Genomic DNA, 17,606 nt, shown 5'->3' on the forward strand with positions numbered 1-17,606 from the left:
GCGTCTGCGGTGGATCTGGCGTGCCCGGGGTAGAGCCGACCGTTGGTCGGCTGCCGCGCAACGCGCGGCAATGGGTCCTGCGTTCGTGGCCCCGGACGGAGCGCAGCCGACCAACGGTCGGCTCTACGCGTCTGTGGTGGATCTGGCGTGCCCGGGGTAGAGCCGACCGTTGGTCGGCTGCCGCGCAACGCGCGGCAATGGGTCCTGCGTTCGTGGCCCCGGACGCAGCGCAGCCGACCAACGGTCGGCTCTACCCCGCGCTGCCTCCCAGCGCCTTGAACAACGTCACATCGTTGATCAGCTGCTTCTGCTTCACCGACGCCAGCGACAGTTCGGCGTCGCGGCGGGTCTGCTGGGCTTCCAGCCAGGTGCGCAGGTCGGTGGCGCCGACCCGGTAGCGCACTTCGTACATCCGCTCGATCTCCACCGCTTCGTCGTAGGACGCCTGCGATGCCGCCACCTGGGTGATGAACTGCTCGCGTGCCGACAGCGCGTTGTCCACTTCCGACAGCGCGGTATACAGGGTGCGGCGGAAGCTGTTGGCCGCGATCTGGTAATCGGTCCCGGCCAGGCGCGTGTTCAACTGCGCCTGGCGGAAGTTGAGGAACGGCAGCGACACTCCCGCGCCCAGGGTGGCCACCGGGTTCTTCAGTACGTCTGACAGCGACGTGGAACCGCTGCCGACGCCGCCGCTCAGACTCAGCGCCGGGTAGTACTGGGTTGCGGTCACCTTGATCGTCTTGAGGCTGTTGCGCAGGCGCAGCTCGGCCGCACGCAGGTCCGGCCGGCGACCGAGCAGCTCGGCCGGCAGGCCTTCGGCGATCACCGGGCGGCGGCCATCCAGCAACTGCCGGGGCTCCTCGTCCAGCGCCAACGGCTGGCCATCGAGCAGCACGGTCAGCGCATTGCGGCTGGCCACCCGCTGCTGTGCCAACGCACTCTGCACGGCGCGTTGCGCCTCCAGGCTCTGGGTGGCCTGGCGCACTTCCAGCCGCGATACCGCGCCGGCGTCGAAGCGGGCCTGCACCAACTGCTGGGTCCGCTGTAGGCGTTCCAGGTTGGCCTGGCCGGCGGCGATGGACTGGTTGAGGAATGCCAGGGTCCAGTACTGCGTGGTGACATCGCCGATCACCAGCAGCGCGGTGTTCTGCAGGTCCTCGGCACTGGCCTGGGCCTCCCATTGGGCGATGTCGCGCTGGGTGCGCAGGCGCCCCCACAGATCGATCTCCCACTGCAGCGACACGCTGGCCGAGCTGCTGCGGCTCCAGTCCGCGGCGTGGTCGATCGGGCGGTTGCCGCCACTGCTGACGCTGCCCGAAGGCTGCGGCCACAGCGCGTTGTCGGCCAAGCCGGCCTGCAGGCGCGCGCGCTGCACGGCCAGCCCGGCCGAGGCCAGGTCGGTGTTGGCGATCAGTGCGCGCTCAACCACCTGGTCCAGGCGCGGATCGCCAAACAGGGTCCACCAGGGATCGTTGCGGACATCGCTGCCGGTCGCCTGTGGCAGGGTGTCCACGGCGTCGACGGGCGCGTTGCGCGCGGCATCGCCGCGGCCATAGCTGGCCGGTACGGTGGGGGCATCGGCCGGGTAGTGGCCGGTACTGACGCAGGCCGACACCGCCAGCGTGGTGGCGCAGGCCAGGGCGAGCGGGCGCAGGCGGGACAGCATGGGCAGGAAAGGACGGTTCATCATTCGCGCGCCAGCGCCTCCACGGGATCAAGTTGGGCGGCATTGCGCGCCGGAAGGAAGCCGAACGCCACGCCGATCAGGCTGGAGCAGGCGAACGCCGCGACGATCGACGCGGTCGAGAACAGCATCTGGAAGTCCGGGGCGAACTTGCCGAACAGCCAGCCCACCACCAGCGACAGGCCCACCCCCAGCAGGCCGCCGAGCAGGCACACCAGCACCGCCTCGATCAGGAACTGCTGGCGGATGTCGCTCTGCCGCGCGCCCACGGCCATGCGCACGCCGATTTCGCGGGTGCGCTCGGTCACCGACACCAGCATGATGTTCATCACCCCGATGCCGCCTACCAGCAAGGCGATCGCGGCGATGGCGCTGATCAGCAGGGTCATGGTGCGGGTGGTCTGTTCGATGGTTTCGCGGATCTCGGCGCTGTTGCTGAGGAAGAAGTCCTCGGTGCCGTGACGCATGACCAGCAGCTTGGAAATGGCCGCCTGCGCGGCATCCATCGGGGTGCTATCGTCCACCCGCACGGTGATGCTGGAGACGTAGGTCTGCCCGAGCATGCGCGACATCACCGTGGTGTAGGGCACCCACACGCCCAGGCTGGTGCTGCCGCCAAAACCGAAGCTCTGCCGCTGCGCCACGCCGATCACCCGCACCGGCACGTTGCCGAGCAGGATCACCTGGCCGATCGGATCTTCGCCGCCGGGGAAGAACTGGGTCCGGGTGTTCTCATCGATGATGGCCACCTGGGCCAGGCCCCTGACCGCATCGGCCTGGAAGAAGCTGCCTGCGGTCAGGGTGACGCCCTTGACCCGGAAGAACTGCTCGCCCACGCCGCTGACCTGGGCGGTGGCCGACTGGTTGCGGTAGCGTGCGGTCACCGACGAAGACACGCTGGGCGTGGCGCTGTCGACGTAACTCTGCCGCGCCAGCGCATCGGCATCGCTGGCCTTGAGCGTCTGCACCCGGGCCGAGCGCATGTCGCCGAAACCGCGGCCGGGGTAGACATCGATGGTGTTGGTGCCCAGCGCGCTGATGTTCTGCAGGATCTGCTGCTGCGAACCATTGCCCATCGCCACCACCGACACCACCGAGGCGATGCCGATGATGATGCCGAGCATGGTCAGGAAGGTGCGCAGGCGGTGGGCGTTCATCGCCAGCAACGCCATCCGGAACGCTTCGGTGAAACGGTCGCGCGCGGCCCGCCAGCTGTGGCCTGTGGCGGCGGCCACGGTTGGCTGGCGCTGGGCGCGGTATTGGGGCGCATTGGGATTGCTGCGGTCGGCGATGATTTCCCCGTCGCGGATTTCGATGATGCGCTGGGCGTGTTCGGCCACGCTCATGTCATGGGTGACGATGATGATGGTGTGGCCTTCGGCATGCAGCTCGCCGAGGATGCCCATCACTTCTTCACCGGCGTGGGTGTCCAGCGCGCCGGTCGGTTCATCGGCCAGGATCACCTCGCCACCGTTCATCAGGGCGCGGGCGATCGACACGCGCTGCTGCTGGCCACCGGAGAGCTGGCCGGGTTTGTGGTTCATGCGGTCGCCCAGGCCCAGGCGTTGCAGCAGTTGCTCGGCACGCGCGGTGCGCACCGGCCCTGGGCTGCCGGCATAGACGGCCGGTACGGCAACGTTGCCGCGCGCATCGAGGTCGCCGAGCAGGTGGTAGCGCTGGAAGATGAAGCCGAAATGCTCGCGGCGCAGCTCGGCCAGTTCGTCCGGCAGCATGCTGCCGGTTTCTCGCCCGGCCACCTGGTAGCTGCCCCGGGTGGGGCGGTCCAGGCAGCCGAGGATGTTCATCAAGGTTGACTTGCCCGAGCCGGACTGGCCGACGATGGCCACGATCTCGCCCGCGGCGATGTCCAGGTTGACGTCGCGCAGCACCGCGATGGTGTCATCGCCGGCCGGAAACTCGCGGCGCAGGTCGCGCAGCCGCAGCAACGGCACGCCGGTGGCGGCGGGGCTCATCGGCGCGATCCGCCCATGCCCGGGCCGCTCATGCGGATCTGGGCACCGCCCCGGTTGCCACCGGACGCCGCCGCCGCACCCCCTTCACCGACCACCACCTTGTCGCCTTCCTCAAGCCCGGACACCACCTCGGCATTGGCACCGTTGTTGATGCCGATGCGGACCTTGCGCGGGGTCGGCAGGCCGTCCTTGCCGACCACGCGCACCATGTGCTGGCCGTCGCGGGTCTTCGGCCCCAGCGCCACCGCCGGAACGGTCAGCACGTTCTTGGCCTGCTTGAGCATCACCGACACCTGCGCGGTCATGTCGATGCGCAGCGTGCCGTCGGTGTTCTCCACGTCGAACAGCGCGTTGTAGTACACCGCCGTGCTGGCGCTGGAACTGGACGAACTGGAACTGGAGGAACTGTCGTTGGCGATCGACGACGGCGCCGGGTTGATCTGCCGCAGCGTGGCGGTATAGCGGCGGTCCGGATCGCCCAGGGTGGTGAAATACACCGGCATGCCGGCCTTGATCTTGACCACGTCCGCCTCGGAGACTTCGGCATTGACCGTGACCAGGTCCAGCCGCGCCAGCATCACGATGGTCGGTGCGGTCTGGTTGGCGTTGACGGTGCGGCCTTCCTCGGCGACCACCGCCACCACGGTGCCGTCCATCGGCGCGGTGATGCGGGTGTAGGCCAGGTTGGCGCGGGCGGTGTCCAGCTCGGTCTGGCGCCCCTTGATCTGCGCGTCATAGGACTGGATCTGCGCGTGAGCGGTCTTCAGTTTGGCATCGGCGGCGTCGTACTCGGCGCGCGAGGTGGCTTCGGCGGCCAGCATCTGCTGCTGGCGGGCGAACTCCAGCTCGGCCTCGCGCAGGCTGGCCTGCTGTACCGAGCGCTGTGCCTTGACCTGGTCCAGCGTGGCCTGCGCATTGAGCACCTGGTTCTGCTGGGTGGTCGCGTCGATCTCGGCGATCAGGTCGCCTTCCTTGACGGCATCGCCCAGCTGCACCTTCAGCGATTTGATCTGGCCGGAGGCCTGCGCACCCACGCTGACCAGCTTGTAGGCATCGATCACCCCGGTGGCCTCCACGGTCTGCTCGATGTCACCGCGGCTGACCGGGCTGGTGGCCAGGGTCGGGGCGGCCGGCTTGCGCAGGTACCATGCGACAATCGCGGCAAGCACGACCACGGCAGCAATCAACAGCAGCACGCGGCCGCGACGGGTGGTGGGCAGGTGGGGCTTCACGAAGGTCGTCAACTCGGCAGGCCGTCGATGCGGCGTTGTCAGCATTGTGAAGACCGTTACCCCGGCGCTCAACACTTGCCGTGTGTCGCGGCGTAACCGGCGCGGCGTTTTTGTATGTCGCCGTGTGTCGGTTGCGGTGTTTGAAACATGCGTACGCAAACCACTGGATGCGGTTCAGCTCCCGACAGGGGATCATGGCCGCATGGAGACTCCCAACCCGATGCATCGACTGCTGATCGTCGACGACGACAACGACATCCGCCAGCTGCTGGCCGAGCAGCTCGGCCGTGCCGGCTACCAGGTCAGCACCGCCGGCGACGGCCATGGCATGCGCCAGGTACTGGAGCGCGAGCACGTGGACCTGATCGTGCTCGACCTCAACCTGCCGCGCGAAGACGGCCTCACCCTGTGCCGCGACCTGCGCGCACGGTCGAGTACGCCGGTGATCATGCTCACCGCGCGCAGCGAACCGATCGACCGCGTGCTGGGCCTGGAAATGGGCGCCGACGATTACCTGGGCAAACCGTTCGAGCCGCGCGAGCTGCTGGCGCGCATCCGCAATGTGCTGCGCCGTACCGAAGCCCTGCCGGCCAACCTGGAGCCGCTGGCGATCCGCCGCGCGCGCTTTTCGCAGTGGATCTTCGACCTGGAGCACCGCCACCTGCTCGATCCTGACGGCCGCGTGGTGGTGCTGTCCGGTGCCGAGTTCCGCCTGCTGCGGGTATTTGTCGGACACGCCAACAAGGTGCTGTCGCGAGAACAGCTGGTCGCGTTGAGCAGCGGCCGCAGCTACGAATCGCAGGACCGCGCGATCGACCTGCAGGTCAGCCGGCTGCGCAACAAGCTGGCCGACGATGGCGGCAGCGACGGGCTGATCAAGACCGTGCGCAACGAAGGGTATGTGCTGGCCACGGCGGTAACCCTGGAATGAATCGCCTGCGCCGGTTCTTCGCCTCGATGGTGGGGCGCCTGTTCGTGATCCTGCTGCTGGGCATGAGCGTGGCGGCGATCGGCGCGACGATGCTGGCCAGTGCCAAGCGCCAGCAGGAATTCGAGCGACAGAACCTCAACCGCATCGCCGACCGGTTGCAGGGCTTCGTCAACCTGCTGGACGACAACCCCGAGCTGCGCGCACGGCTGCTCGACAGCGGCGGGCCGAGCGTGCGGCGCTTGCCGCCGGACGCACGGGTAGGGCGGCCGGATGCGGCGCTGATGGAGGTGCTCGATGACCGCCCGGGCCCGGTGGCCAGCAGCCAGGTCGCCTTTACCTCGTTCCGTTCCTGCCTGCCACGGCTGCCGGTGTTCCCGCACAAGGACAAGTCGCGCAAGGGTCCCCCGCGTGAGCGCGACCCGGCCTTCATCCCGCCCAAGTGCCGCATGGTCGCGCTGCGCCTGAGCGATGGCACCCCCCTGCAGCTGGCGCTGGATTCACCGGCGGTGGCGCACAACGGCATCCTGGCGGTGGACCCGCTGTTCCTGACCCTGCTGGTGATGGCGATCGCGATATTGGCCTACGTGGTCGCGCGGATTGCCAGCGCGCCCCTGCAGCGGCTGGCCTCGGCCGCCGCGGCCTTGGGCGATGACCTGCAGGGCGCACCGATGCCGGTGACCGGGCCGCTGGAGGTACAGCGTGCTGCCGAGGCCTTCAATGCGATGCAGAAGCGCCTGCAGCGCCACCTTGGCGAGCGCACGCAGATGTTGGCGGCGATCACCCATGACCTGCAGACGCCGGTGACCCGGCTGCGGCTGCGGCTGGAGAATGTCACCGATGAAGCGCTGCGCGAGCGCCTGGTCGGCGACCTGGCGGCGATGCAGGCGCTGATCCGCGAAGGCCTGGAACTGGCGCGCAGCGCCGAGAGTGCCGAGCAGCGGGCCGCGTTGGACCTGGACTCGCTGCTGGAAAGCATCGTGGAAGATGCGGTGGAAGCCGGCGCCGACGTCTGTTTCGAGCGGCCCAGCGGCGCGGTGCTGATGCTGCGCCCGCTGGCCATGCACCGGTTGTTCTCCAACCTGGTCGACAACGCGGTGACCTATGGCCAGTCGGCACGCGTGAGCGTCGAGCAGGACGCCGGCAACGTGGTGGTGCGCATCCGCGACAGCGGCCCGGGCCTGGCCGAGGACGAGCTGGAGGCGGTGTTCGACCCGTTCGTGCGGCTGGAGACCTCACGCTCGCGCGAGACCGGCGGTGCCGGATTGGGCCTGACCATCGCGCGTGCGCTGGCCGAAAAGGACGGCGCGCGGCTGCAGCTGCGCAACCACCCGCAGGGTGGGCTGGAGGCGGTGGTGGAATTGCCCGCGGCCCTGCGTGCGCCCGGTAGCCGCCCGATCGGGGCGTTGTAGACACAAACACAGGCGGTTTTGCCTACTATGATGGGCAACCCCACAGCTTTCTTCCGCATGAGCGCGTCTTACTCCGCCGGTTGCTCCCCCGTTGCACCGCCGCCTGTCGCCCCGCCCCCCGCCCCGTTTCCGGCGGGTCGTCACGGATGATCCCAGCGGGACACGTCAACCGGGGGGAGCCGGTCCGCGCCAACGTTTTCCAGCGTATCGGCGCCGCCTGGCTCTGGCTGTGCCTGTTGTGCGTGGTGGCGTGGCCGCTCGCCGCCCAGGATGGGCCGCCACCGCTGCGTGACTACGCCATCGACGTGTGGACCTCGAGCAATGGCCTGCCGCACAACTCGCTGCGCGACATCGCCCAGACCCCTGAAGGCCATCTGTGGTTCGCCACCTGGGAAGGCCTGGTGCGCTACAACGGGCTGGATTTCACCGTGTTCGACCGCAGCACCCGGCCCGGCCTGCGCGACAACGGGGTCGGTGCGTTGCTCGTTGACCGCGACGGCGGCCTGTGGATCAGCGATTCGCGCGGCAACGTCACCCGGCGCGGCACCGATGGCCGCTGGCACGTGTATGAGCACCAGGCCGATACGCCGCAGGTGCTGATCCAGGCCATGCAGATGGACAGTCACGGTCGTCTGTGGCTGCTGTACGAAGGCAACGGCATCGGCAGCCTGACCCCGGACGGGCGCATTCACTACGAAAAACCACCGGCCGGCGTGCCGATGGCGATGAGTTTCACCAAGCTGGTGGTGGACGCGCAGGACCGGGTCTGGGTGGGCACCCTGGACGGGCTGGTGGTGCGCGACACCGACGGGGTGATGCGGCGTGCACCGGAAGCGTTCGGACTGGGGCGTGGCCTGGTCTGGCCCTACCGCGCGCCCGACGGGGTGATGTGGATCGTCGCTGGCGAGCGCATCTACCGCATGCAGGACGGTACGCCGCAGCTGCAGCATCGGCTGCCAGGCGTGGCGCATATCACTGCGATGTTGCAGGACCGGCATGGCGACCTCTGGCTGGGGACCGAGAACCAGGGCCTGCTGCGGCTGTCGCGGCATGGGATGGAACGCCTGCCCAACGGCCTGTCGTTGCCGGGGGGGCGCGTGGTCAGCCTGCGTGAGGATGCCGAGGGCAGCATCTGGGTGGGCGCCAACGGCGGCCTGTATCGCCTGCGCGAAACCCTCTTCAGCAGCTACACCGAGCGCGATGGACTCAGTGGCGACTACGTGCGCACGGTGCTGGAAGACCAGCGCAGGCAGCTGTGGATCGGCAGCGCCAGTGGCCTGGACCGCCGCGACGTGGAAGGCCGTTTCTCGCCGGTGGCATTGCACAACCGCAGTGGCAAGACCCCCTCGGTGCTGAGCCTGGCCCAGGACCAGCAGGGCGGCTTGTGGGCCGGTACCTTCGGCGACGGCGTGTTCCACCTGGATGCCGAAGGACGCACGTTGCGCAGCTATGGCACCGACGATGGCCTGCCCGGTGGCAACGTCCGCGCGATCAGCGTGGACCGCGCCGGCGCGGTTTGGATCGGCACCCAGAAAGGCGTGGTACGCATTGATCGCCACGGCGTCGAGGTGCCCCACGTCCCGGGCATGCCCGGTGGGTTGATCACCGCGTTGGCGCACGATGCCGATGGCGGGTTGTGGATCGGTACCATCGAAGGCATCCGCGTGCTGCGTGGCAATCGCGTGCAGTCCATCGACCTGGCCCCGTTGGGTGGCGGTCGCAGCGTGTTCGGTTTCCAGCAGATCGGCGATGCGATGTGGGTCAGCAGCGACCGGGGCCTGTACCGCTGGCAGGATGGCCGGCTTGCGCGGGTCGGGCTGGAGCAGGGCATGCCGGTGGATACGGTGTTCCAGCTGGTACCCGACCGCATCGGCTATGTCTGGATCAGCAGCAACCGCGGCGTGCTGCGCACCGACATGGCGATGCTCAACGAGGTTGCCGACGGCCGCATCCGGCGGATCGAGGTGGAGCACTACAACGAAATCGACGGCATGGCCAACGCACAGGCCAACGGCAGTTCCGGGCCATCGGCGATCCTGCGCCAGGACGGCACCTTCTGGGTGGTCACTGCCGGCGGCCTGAGCATGGTCGACCCGCTGCGCCTGCAGCGCTTCCGTGATCGCCTGGCGCCACCGGCAGTGATCGAAAACGTGCAGGTCGATGGCCGGCCGCTGCACTGGCAGGGCGCCGACCACAACAGCATTCCCGGTGGCCGCCGGCTCAGCGTGAGCTATGTGGGCCTGAGCTACCTGATGTCCGACCGGATCCGCTACCGCACCCGCCTGTCTGGCCTGGACAGTGGCTGGATCGAACGCGGCCAGCAGCGCAGCGTGGAGTTCATCGGGCTGCCGCCCGGCGATTACACCCTGCACGTATCGGCGGCGCATCCGGGCGGCAGCTGGAGCGACAGCGAGGCGGTGTGGGCGTTCACGGTCGAGCCGTTCCTGTGGCAGCGGCACAGCGTGCAGCTGGCCGCGCTGCTGTTGTTGCTGGCCGGGCTGGTCGCGTTGTACCTGTACCTGATCAAGCGCTACAAGGCCAGCAACATCCGCCTGGCGCGGCTGGTGGACGAAGCCACCCGCGACCTGCAGGCGCAGACGGTGAACCTGCAGGCATTGAACCAGGAAAAGACCGAGCTGGCCGACCGGCTGGCCGTGCAGGCCGAGCAGTTCGAACGGCAGGCGCGCGAGGACGCGTTGACCGGGCTGCCCAACCGCCGCGCGTTCGACGAGGCCTTTGCACGCGACTTCGCCCGATCCCAGCGCAGCCGGCATCCGTTGTGCCTGGTGGTGCTGGACATTGACCACTTCAAGGAGGTCAACGACAAGCACAGCCACAGCGTGGGCGATGTGGTCCTGGTTGAAGTGGCACGGGTGATCGCCTCGGCCTGCCGCGACTCGGACATGCCCGCGCGTACCGGCGGTGAAGAATTCACCCTGTTGCTCAACGACACCCGGCTGGCCGAAGCGGCGCAGGTGTGCGCGCGGCTGCGCGGGTTGTTCCATGACCACCTGGACTGGGCCGGCGTGCCGGGGCTGCGGGTGACCTTCAGCGCCGGCCTGGTCGAACTGGACGCTGCCGACCGCACCCCGATGTTGCTGTACCAGCGCGCCGACCGCGCGCTGTACCGCGCCAAGAGCGAAGGGCGCGACCGTACCGCGATCGGGTGAGGCGCACGGTAGTGCCGGCCGCTGGCCGGCGCCTCGCGATGCGTGATGTGCAGAAAGAAAAGGCAGCCGACCAACGGTCGGCTCTACGTTCGGGGGGGCGTGGTGCGCTTACCGGGGCCAGGCGTTGGCGATGGTGCAGAACAGCTTGGCGGTCTGCTCGGTGTCATACACCGCGCTGTGTGCTTCGTCGGCATCCCAGCCCAGGCCTGCCGCGGTGGCCGCACGCGCCAGCACGGTCTGGCCGTAGGCGATACCGGCCATGGTGACGGTGTCGAAAACGCTGAACGGATGGAAGGGATTGCGCTTGTGGCCCACCCGGTTCACCGCGGCATTGACGAAACCAAGGTCGAAGTGGGCGTTGTGCCCGACCAGGATCGCGCGCTGGCAGCCGTACTTTTTCACCGCCGCGCGCACCGGCGCGAAGACGTGGTCCAGCGCGTCCTTCTCGGACTTGGCCAGGCGGAACGGGTGGTCGAGGATGATGCCGGTGATCTCCAGCGATTTCGGGTCGATCTCCAGGCCCTCGGCCGGAATCACATGGGCGCTGACGGTCTGGCCGGGAAACAGCAGGCCCTGGTCGTCCATTTCGATCGGCACCGCGGCAATTTCCAGCAGGGCATTGCGATTGCAGTCGAAGCCGCCGGTCTCCACATCGATCACCACCGGCAGGAAACCCCGGAAGCGGGTCGACATCAGGCGCTGGGCAAGGGAGGGCGAAGCGGCAACGTCTGCCGGCGGGGCGGCAGACAGGGGGAGGTCGTCAGTCATCGCGGAAGTCTAGCAGAGCGGGTTGAAGGCCCTGTTTCAGCCCAGTGTTGCGTTCCCGCGCCGTGATGCGGGCTTGCACCCGGTTCAGCCCGGCGGGCCGCCCCTGCTCCCACCACGCCCGCGGCCACCATCTGTGCCAGTAGCGCGCGCCCGTCCGCTTCGATCGCCGACAAGGCCAGGCCGTTCTGGTCGGCCAGCTGCTGCAGGTGGTCGGCACCGGTGCGCGCCGGCAGGGTGTCCAACTGCTGCAGCAACTGCCAGGCCATGGCACTGACCTGCGAGAACACCACGGCCCCGTCCGGGCCACGCCGCACCAGCACGAAGGTGGGCAGTGCGGGCGGCTGCCCGGGCTGGTGATCGCGCCCCAGCTGGGACACCGGCCAACGGTAGGCCAACGGCCAGGCCAGCGGGGAACGCTGCAAGGGGCTTTGCCATGGATCGAAATCCTCGGCCACCGCGTCGAGGGTGGCGGCATCGGCTCCCAGCAGCGCCTGCTCGATCCATTCGTAATGCGCCAGTTCGGCCAGGAACGGGCGCGGCAGGCTGGGCAGGGTCTGCAGCCACGCCACGAACTCCCCGGCCACCTCGGTGAACAACGGTGAGGTGCAACGGTACTCAACGAGGTAGCGCCGGCACAGCGCGTTCCACTCCTCGTTGTCCAGCACCTCCAGCAGCACCGGGAAACTGGTGGCCAGCAATGCCTGCAGGTTGTTGAACAACAGCTCGCGGTAAACCTGCACGCGGCGTTCCTCCAGCCCGGCCGGGGCCGGCTGATGCTGCGGATCGCGCAGGTGCCTGGTCAAGGCCCATTGCTGCGCGCGCAGGGTGTCGCTCATGCCGGGTCCAACTGCGGGTTGTCGTCGAGGATCTTCCGCACCTGTCGCAGTTCCTGTTGCAGCTCGGCGTAGGGCGGGAAGTTGAAGTCGCGTTCCAGCACCGTCGGGCGTGGTCCGAAGCGCGCGCAGGCCTGGCGCAGCAGGCGCCATACCGGGTCGATCACCGGGCTGCCGTGGGTATCGATCTTCAGGTCTTCCGCTTCATCATAATGCCCGGCCACGTGCATGCAGGCGATCCGCGCGGCGGGCAGCCCGGCGATGAAGGCGCTGGCATCAAAGCCATGGTTGATGGCGTTGACGTAGACGTTGTTGACATCCAGCAGCAGGTCACAGTCGGCCTCGGCCAGCACCGCGCAGGTGAAATCCAGCTCACTCATGGCCGCATGCGGGGTGAGGTAGGACGACACGTTTTCCACCGCGATGCGCTGGCCCAGGCGATCCTGGACCTGGGCAATGCGGGCGGCGGTGTGGCGCACGGCTTCCTCGGTGAACGGCAGCGGCAGCAGGTCGTACAGATGGCCGTCGTCGCTGCAGTAACTCAGGTGTTCGCTGTACAGCACGGCACGGTGCCGGCGCAGGAAACGACCCACCTGGTCGATGAAATCAACATCCAGCGGGGCGCTGCCGCCCAACGACAGCGACAGCCCGTGGCAGCTCAGCGGGTAGCGCGCACTCAGGGTTTGCAGGCGCTCGGCCCACGCACCGCCCAGCCCAAGCCAGTTCTCAGGGGCGCATTCGAGGAAGTCGATGTCGCCGGCCGGCGCGTGGTCCAGGTCATCCAGCAACGCCCGGCGCAGCCCCAGCCCCACCGTCGCTGCAGGCAGCGAGGAGGGGACCGGGGCGCTCACGCGGCCGCTGAGGTCAGTGCTTGGCACCGCACTTGCCTTCGCCACACTTGCCCTCGGCGGCCTTTTTGTCACCGGCCTTGGGCGCGGCGGCGGGTTTGGCCTTGTCCTTGTCGGCACCGCACTTGCCTTCGCCGCATTTGCCTTCTGCGGCCTTCTTGTCGCTGGCCTTGGCCTTGTCAGCCCCACACTTGCCTTCGCCACATTTGCCTTCGGCGGCCTTGGCCTCGGTCTTCGGCGCAGCCTGTGCGGCCAGCGCATAGCCCTGCACCAGGTCGGTCATCGACAGTGCCGAGGCGGTGCCGGCAGCGCCGAGGGTGCCGGCCAGTGCGGCACAGGTCAGCAGGGAAACACGCTTGCAGGTCTTGTTCATGCAGAAACTCCTTGGGATGGCACGGAGGCCGGGGGTCTTGCCAGCGGAGCATGCCCGATTGCCGGCACGCGGGGAACATCAGGCCAGGTATTCGCGCGCCATGACGCGGGCGCGGTGCAACCGGGCCTTGATGGTTTCGGGGGGGGTGGACAGCTGGGCGGCCATCTCGGCGATCGACAGGCCCTCCAGGTCGCGCAGCAGGATCACATCGCGGTAGTGCGCCGGCAGCGATTCCAGCGCGGCGGCGCAGTCACGCCGCAGGTCGAGGTCCTCGCGCGGTACCGGCGGCAGGATCTCTTCACGCAGTTCTTCATGCCGCCATTCGCAGCGGGCGCGCTTGAGCCGGTTGCACTCGCGCTTGACGATGCGGAACGCCCAGGAAGTGAAGCATTCGAGCAGGCGCAGGTCGGCCAGCCGCCGCGACAGCGTGATCAGGCTTTCCTGGACGGCATCTTCGACGTCGTTGATGACGCAGTGGTATTCGGCATACCGGCGCAGGTGCTGGCGCGAATGCAGCAGCACGCGCTCGAGGGCGTCGCGGTCGCCGCGGTGGGCGGCGGCAAGTTCGTGCTGGCAGAGGGTACGCATCGCGGAGGTGGGTTCCTGTCGTTGACGATCACAGGATAAGAGCCTTGCCACGTGGGAAGGGATGCGCGGGGCGCGGAAGGAAGACAGCGGGGATTCAGCACAAAAGCACCGTTGGCGACAATCGGGCCGATCCTGGCAGGCCCAGAGCCTGCCCCGGGCGCAGATACGACAGAGCCGGGCAATGCCCGGCTCTGCTGGTGGCGCGGTGAACCGTCCGAGCGGTCAGGGCAGTTCGGTGTTGCTGGTCTCGTCGCGTTTCTCACGCGGCGGCAGTGCCTGTTCGCCATGCACCAGGAACCACACGTTCTCGGCGATGTTGGTGGCGTGGTCGCCCACGCGCTCCAGGTTCTTGGCCATGAACAGCAGGTGCGTGCACGGGGTGATGTTGCGCGGGTCTTCCATCATGTAGGTCAACAGCTCGCGGAACAGCGCGGTGTACTGCGCGTCCAGCCGCGCATCATCGTCGCGCAGCGCCAAGGCGGCATCGGCGTCGTTGTCGCGGTAGGCCTCGATGGCGCGGCGCACCTGCTGCGCGGCCAACCGGCCCAAGGCGCGCAGGCCCTGGATCTGCGGCAGCGGCGGCACCTTGCTCAATGCGATGGAACGCTTGGCCACGTTGGCGGCGTAGTCGCCGATGCGTTCGATGTCGGCCGGAATGCGCAGGCCGGCGAGGATCTCGCGCAGGTCGCGCGCCATCGGGCCGCGCAGCGCCAGGCGCATCACGTCGTGGCTGATCTGCTGTTCGAGGCCATCGATGGCTTCGTCATTGGCGATGATGCGCTGGGCGGCGTTCTCGTCGCGCTTCTCGATGACATCCATCGAGGCGTCGAGCTGGGCTACTGCCATCTCGCCCATGCGCACGATCTCGGCCACCAGCCGCTGCTGCTCTTCGTCGTAGCTTTTGACGATGTGGTCGTTGGGAAGGTTCATGTGAGTTTCCGTAGAGCCGGGCTCTGCCCGGCTGCAAGAAGGTGGATTCCGCTGAATCAGCCAAAGCGACCGGTGATGTAGTCTTCGGTCTGCTGCTTGTTGGGCTGGGAGAAGATCACTTCGGTGCGGTCGTGTTCGATCAGGTCGCCCAGGTACATGAAGGCGGTGTAGTCCGATACGCGCGCGGCCTGCTGCATGTTGTGGGTGACGATGACGATGGTGTAGTCGTTCTTGAGTTCTTCGACCAGCTGCTCGATGCGGCTGGTGGAGATCGGGTCCAGCGCCGAGGTCGGTTCATCGAGCAGCAGCACGTCCGGGCGCAGCGCCACCGCGCGGGCGATGCACAGGCGCTGCTGCTGGCCGCCAGACAGGCCCAGCGCGCTCTGGTTGAGCTTGTCCTTCACCTCGTCCCACAACGCGCCCTGGCGCAGCGCCTGCTCGACGCGCACGGTCATGTCGGCCTTGGACAGCTTTTCGTGGTGGCGGATGCCGTAGGCAACGTTCTCGAAGATGGTCATCGGGAACGGCACCGGCTTCTGGAACACCATGCCGACCTTGCTGCGCAGGCGGTTCATCGGGTACTTCGGCGACAGGATGTTCTCGCCATCCAGCAGCACTTCGCCACGCGCTTCCAGCTTGGGGTACAGCGCGTAGATGCGGTTGAAGATACGCAGCAGGGTGGACTTGCCGCAGCCGGACGGGCCGATCAACGCCGTCACGCGCTTCTCCGGCACTTCCAGCGAAATGTTCTTCAGCGCATGGAACTTGTCGTAGTAGAAGTCCAGCCCACGCGCGGCCAGCTTGATCGGTGCCGGGGTGTGCAGGCTTTCATGCGAGGCCGGGACCACGATGCGCTGCATCGGCACGGCGTTGGAAAGATCGTTCATGGCGATGTCCGCGGAAAGGTCAGTCATGGGAGATACGATTGCGCAGCAGGATGCCGCGCGCAGAAAGGCTGACCAGCAGCACGAACACGGTCAGCACCAGTGCGCCGGCCCAGGCCAGCACTTGCCAGGATTCATACGGGCTGCCGGCGAACTGGTTCATCACCACCGGCACCGAGGCCATCGGCTGCAACACGTTGCTGTTCCAGTACTGGTTGCCGAAGGCGGTGAACAGCAGCGGCGCGGTCTCACCGGAGATGCGCGCCAGGGCCAGCAGGATGCCGGTGAGGATGCCGGCGGCGGCACTGCGGTACAGCACCTGCACGGTCACCTTCCACTGCGGGATGCCCAGCGACAGGGCCGCTTCGCGCATCTGCGAAGGCACCAGGCGCAGCATTTCATCGGTGGTACGGACCACCACCGGCAGCACGATGAAGGCCAGCGACAGCGCGCCGGCAAACGCCGAGAACTGCCCGCCGGTCTGCATCACATACAGGGTGTAGACGAACAGGCCAAGCACGATCGACGGTGCCGAGAGCAGGATGTCGTTGACGAAGCGGACCACGGTACCGGCCTTGCGGGCGTTGCCGTACTCGGCCAGCCAGGTGCCGGCCAGCACGCCCAGCGGCGTGCCGATGGCGATGGCCAGGCCGCACATCACCGCGCTGCCGAAGAACGCATTGGCCAGGCCGCCTTCCTGCATCGGCGGCGGGGTCATCTTGGTGAACAGGTTGATGTTGATGCCGGCCAGGCCCTTGGACGCCAGCGTCCACAGGATCCAGCCCAGGAAGAACAGGCCGAACAGCGCGGTCAGGCAGGACAGCAGCAGCGCGACCACGTTGACGATGCGGCGGCGCAGGTACAGCGGCTGGGAAGAACTCGTAGCGACGGCGGACATCAGTTGCCCTCCTTGCGGGCCAGGCGCATCAGCATCAGGCGGGCGATGGCCAGCACCACGAAGGTGACGATGAACAGCACGAAGCCCAGCAGCAGCAGCGCCGAGCGGTAGGTTTCGGTGGCTTCGCCGAAGTCGTTGGCGATCAGCGCGGCAATGGTGGTGCCCGGTTCCAGCAGCGACGGCGACAGGCGCACGCTGTTGCCGATCACGAAGGCCACCGCCATGGTTTCACCCAGTGCACGGCCCAGGCCCAGGAAGATGCCGCCGATCACCGCCGACCGCGTGTAGGGCAGCACGATGTCCCAGCTGACTTCCCACTTGGTGGAGCCCAGCGCGTAGGCCGATTCCTTCAGCCGGGTGGGGACGGTGAGGAACACTTCGCGCATCACCGAGGAGATGAAGGGGATGACCATGATCGCCAGCACGAAGCCGGCGGTGAGCACGCCGATGCCCAGCGGGGGGCCCTGGAACAGTGGGCCGATGATCGGCAGCGTACCCAGGTGGTCGTTGAGGGCCGGGGTGACGTACTCGGTCATCACCGGCACCAGCACGAACAGGCCCCACATGCCGTAGATGATCGAGGGGATGCCTGCCAGCAGTTCGATGGCGGTGCCGACCGGGCCGCGCATCCAGCGCGGAGCCACTTCGGTGAGGAAGAAGGCGATGCCGAAGCTCACCGGGACGGCGATGACCATCGCGATCAGCGCGGTGACCAGGGTGCCGTAGATGGGCGCCAGCGCGCCGAATTTGTTCTCGACCGGATTCCATTCGGACGAGTAGAAGAAGCTCAGGCCCTGCTCCTGCAGGGCATGGCGGCCGCCCCACAGCATCGAGAGCGCGGCACAGGCCAGAGCGACCAGCACCACGATGACGGTGGCGACCAATACCCAGCGGAACAGTGTGTCGTTGCGGGCATCACGCAGGTCGCGGATGGACGGTGCGGGAACAGGCTGGGCGATGGCATTCATGGGAAAGGCAGGGGCCCGAAAAGAGAAGAGGTAATGCCGGGCTTTGCCCGGCAGCACGCTTGGTTACAGCCGGACGTAGTGCCGGGCTCTGCCCGGCAACACGCTCGATTCACAGCC

General features: G+C 67.8%; 15 protein-coding genes. 3 read left to right on the forward strand and 12 right to left on the reverse strand.

What is annotated here, in order from left to right; genetic code table 11:
• Nucleotides 1-250 precede the first annotated feature (250 nt).
• Genes AC3IR9_RS06730 through AC3IR9_RS06740 form a run of 3 tightly spaced genes read right to left on the reverse strand, consistent with a single transcriptional unit; the run spans nt 251 to nt 4,934 of the window.
• Complete coding sequence (locus AC3IR9_RS06730) at nt 251-1,687, reverse strand: TolC family protein (protein WP_489294908.1); 1,437 nt, start codon at nt 1,685-1,687, stop codon at nt 251-253.
• Nucleotides 1,687-3,657 carry a MacB family efflux pump subunit gene (locus tag AC3IR9_RS06735; RefSeq protein ID WP_489294909.1) on the reverse strand — a complete coding sequence of 657 codons (1,971 nt, stop codon included), beginning with the start codon at nt 3,655-3,657 and terminating at the stop codon, nt 1,687-1,689. The genes AC3IR9_RS06730 and AC3IR9_RS06735 overlap by 1 nt, the downstream gene beginning before the upstream one ends.
• Nucleotides 3,654-4,934, reverse strand: a complete 1,281-nt coding sequence (locus tag AC3IR9_RS06740; RefSeq protein ID WP_489294910.1) for an efflux RND transporter periplasmic adaptor subunit — start codon at nt 4,932-4,934, stop codon at nt 3,654-3,656. Before AC3IR9_RS06740 ends, AC3IR9_RS06735 begins: the two co-directional genes overlap by 4 nt.
• A gap of 157 nt (nt 4,935-5,091) precedes the next feature.
• Here AC3IR9_RS06740 and AC3IR9_RS06745 point away from each other — a divergent pair, with 157 nt between their 5' ends.
• The 3 genes from AC3IR9_RS06745 to AC3IR9_RS06755 all read left to right on the forward strand — a co-directional run bounded on the left by AC3IR9_RS06745 (nt 5,092) and on the right by AC3IR9_RS06755 (nt 10,399).
• Nucleotides 5,092-5,820: a response regulator gene (locus AC3IR9_RS06745; RefSeq protein ID WP_489294911.1), complete on the forward strand. Its 729-nt coding sequence runs from the start codon at nt 5,092-5,094 to the stop codon at nt 5,818-5,820.
• A complete protein-coding gene (locus AC3IR9_RS06750; protein WP_489294912.1) occupies nt 5,817-7,229 on the forward strand; it encodes an ATP-binding protein in 1,413 nt (470 codons plus the stop codon). Before AC3IR9_RS06745 ends, AC3IR9_RS06750 begins: the two co-directional genes overlap by 4 nt.
• A gap of 146 nt (nt 7,230-7,375) precedes the next feature.
• On the forward strand, nt 7,376-10,399 hold the full coding sequence (locus AC3IR9_RS06755; protein ID WP_489294913.1) for a two-component regulator propeller domain-containing protein: 3,024 nt from the start codon (nt 7,376-7,378) through the stop codon (nt 10,397-10,399).
• Between the two features lie 108 nt (nt 10,400-10,507).
• On the opposite strand, the gene rnt is transcribed toward AC3IR9_RS06755, so the two are convergent.
• The 9 genes from rnt to pstC all read right to left on the reverse strand — a co-directional run bounded on the left by rnt (nt 10,508) and on the right by pstC (nt 17,489).
• Complete coding sequence (gene rnt / locus AC3IR9_RS06760; protein ID WP_489295742.1) at nt 10,508-11,092, reverse strand: ribonuclease T; 585 nt, start codon at nt 11,090-11,092, stop codon at nt 10,508-10,510.
• A 71-nt stretch (nt 11,093-11,163) separates the two neighbouring features.
• Complete coding sequence (locus AC3IR9_RS06765; RefSeq protein ID WP_489294914.1) at nt 11,164-12,003, reverse strand: HvfC family RiPP maturation protein; 840 nt, start codon at nt 12,001-12,003, stop codon at nt 11,164-11,166.
• On the reverse strand, nt 12,000-12,878 hold the full coding sequence (locus AC3IR9_RS06770; RefSeq protein ID WP_489294915.1) for an HvfB family MNIO-type RiPP peptide maturase: 879 nt from the start codon (nt 12,876-12,878) through the stop codon (nt 12,000-12,002). Before AC3IR9_RS06770 ends, AC3IR9_RS06765 begins: the two co-directional genes overlap by 4 nt.
• On the reverse strand, nt 12,865-13,221 hold the full coding sequence (locus AC3IR9_RS06775) for an HvfA family oxazolone/thioamide-modified RiPP metallophore (RefSeq protein WP_489294917.1): 357 nt from the start codon (nt 13,219-13,221) through the stop codon (nt 12,865-12,867). The genes AC3IR9_RS06770 and AC3IR9_RS06775 overlap by 14 nt, the downstream gene beginning before the upstream one ends.
• A 78-nt stretch (nt 13,222-13,299) precedes the next feature.
• Nucleotides 13,300-13,809, reverse strand: coding sequence for an RNA polymerase sigma factor (locus AC3IR9_RS06780; protein WP_489294918.1), 510 nt, complete (start codon nt 13,807-13,809; stop codon nt 13,300-13,302).
• A 222-nt stretch (nt 13,810-14,031) separates the two neighbouring features.
• Nucleotides 14,032-14,739: a phosphate signaling complex protein PhoU gene (gene phoU, locus AC3IR9_RS06785; protein ID WP_489294920.1), complete on the reverse strand. Its 708-nt coding sequence runs from the start codon at nt 14,737-14,739 to the stop codon at nt 14,032-14,034.
• 56 nt (nt 14,740-14,795) lie between these two features.
• The gene (gene pstB, locus AC3IR9_RS06790; RefSeq protein ID WP_489295743.1) at nt 14,796-15,626 is read right to left on the reverse strand and encodes a phosphate ABC transporter ATP-binding protein PstB; all 831 of its coding nucleotides are present in this window, start codon (nt 15,624-15,626) and stop codon (nt 14,796-14,798) included.
• A 19-nt stretch (nt 15,627-15,645) separates the two neighbouring features.
• A complete protein-coding gene (gene pstA / locus AC3IR9_RS06795; RefSeq protein WP_489294921.1) occupies nt 15,646-16,521 on the reverse strand; it encodes a phosphate ABC transporter permease PstA in 876 nt (291 codons plus the stop codon).
• Entirely contained in the window at nt 16,521-17,489 is a 969-nt protein-coding gene (gene pstC / locus AC3IR9_RS06800; RefSeq protein WP_489294922.1) for a phosphate ABC transporter permease subunit PstC, read from the reverse strand. The genes pstA and pstC overlap by 1 nt, the downstream gene beginning before the upstream one ends.
• Nucleotides 17,490-17,606: the final 117 nt, after the last annotated feature.

It is taken from the genome of Stenotrophomonas sp. GL_101 (assembly GCF_057835675.1).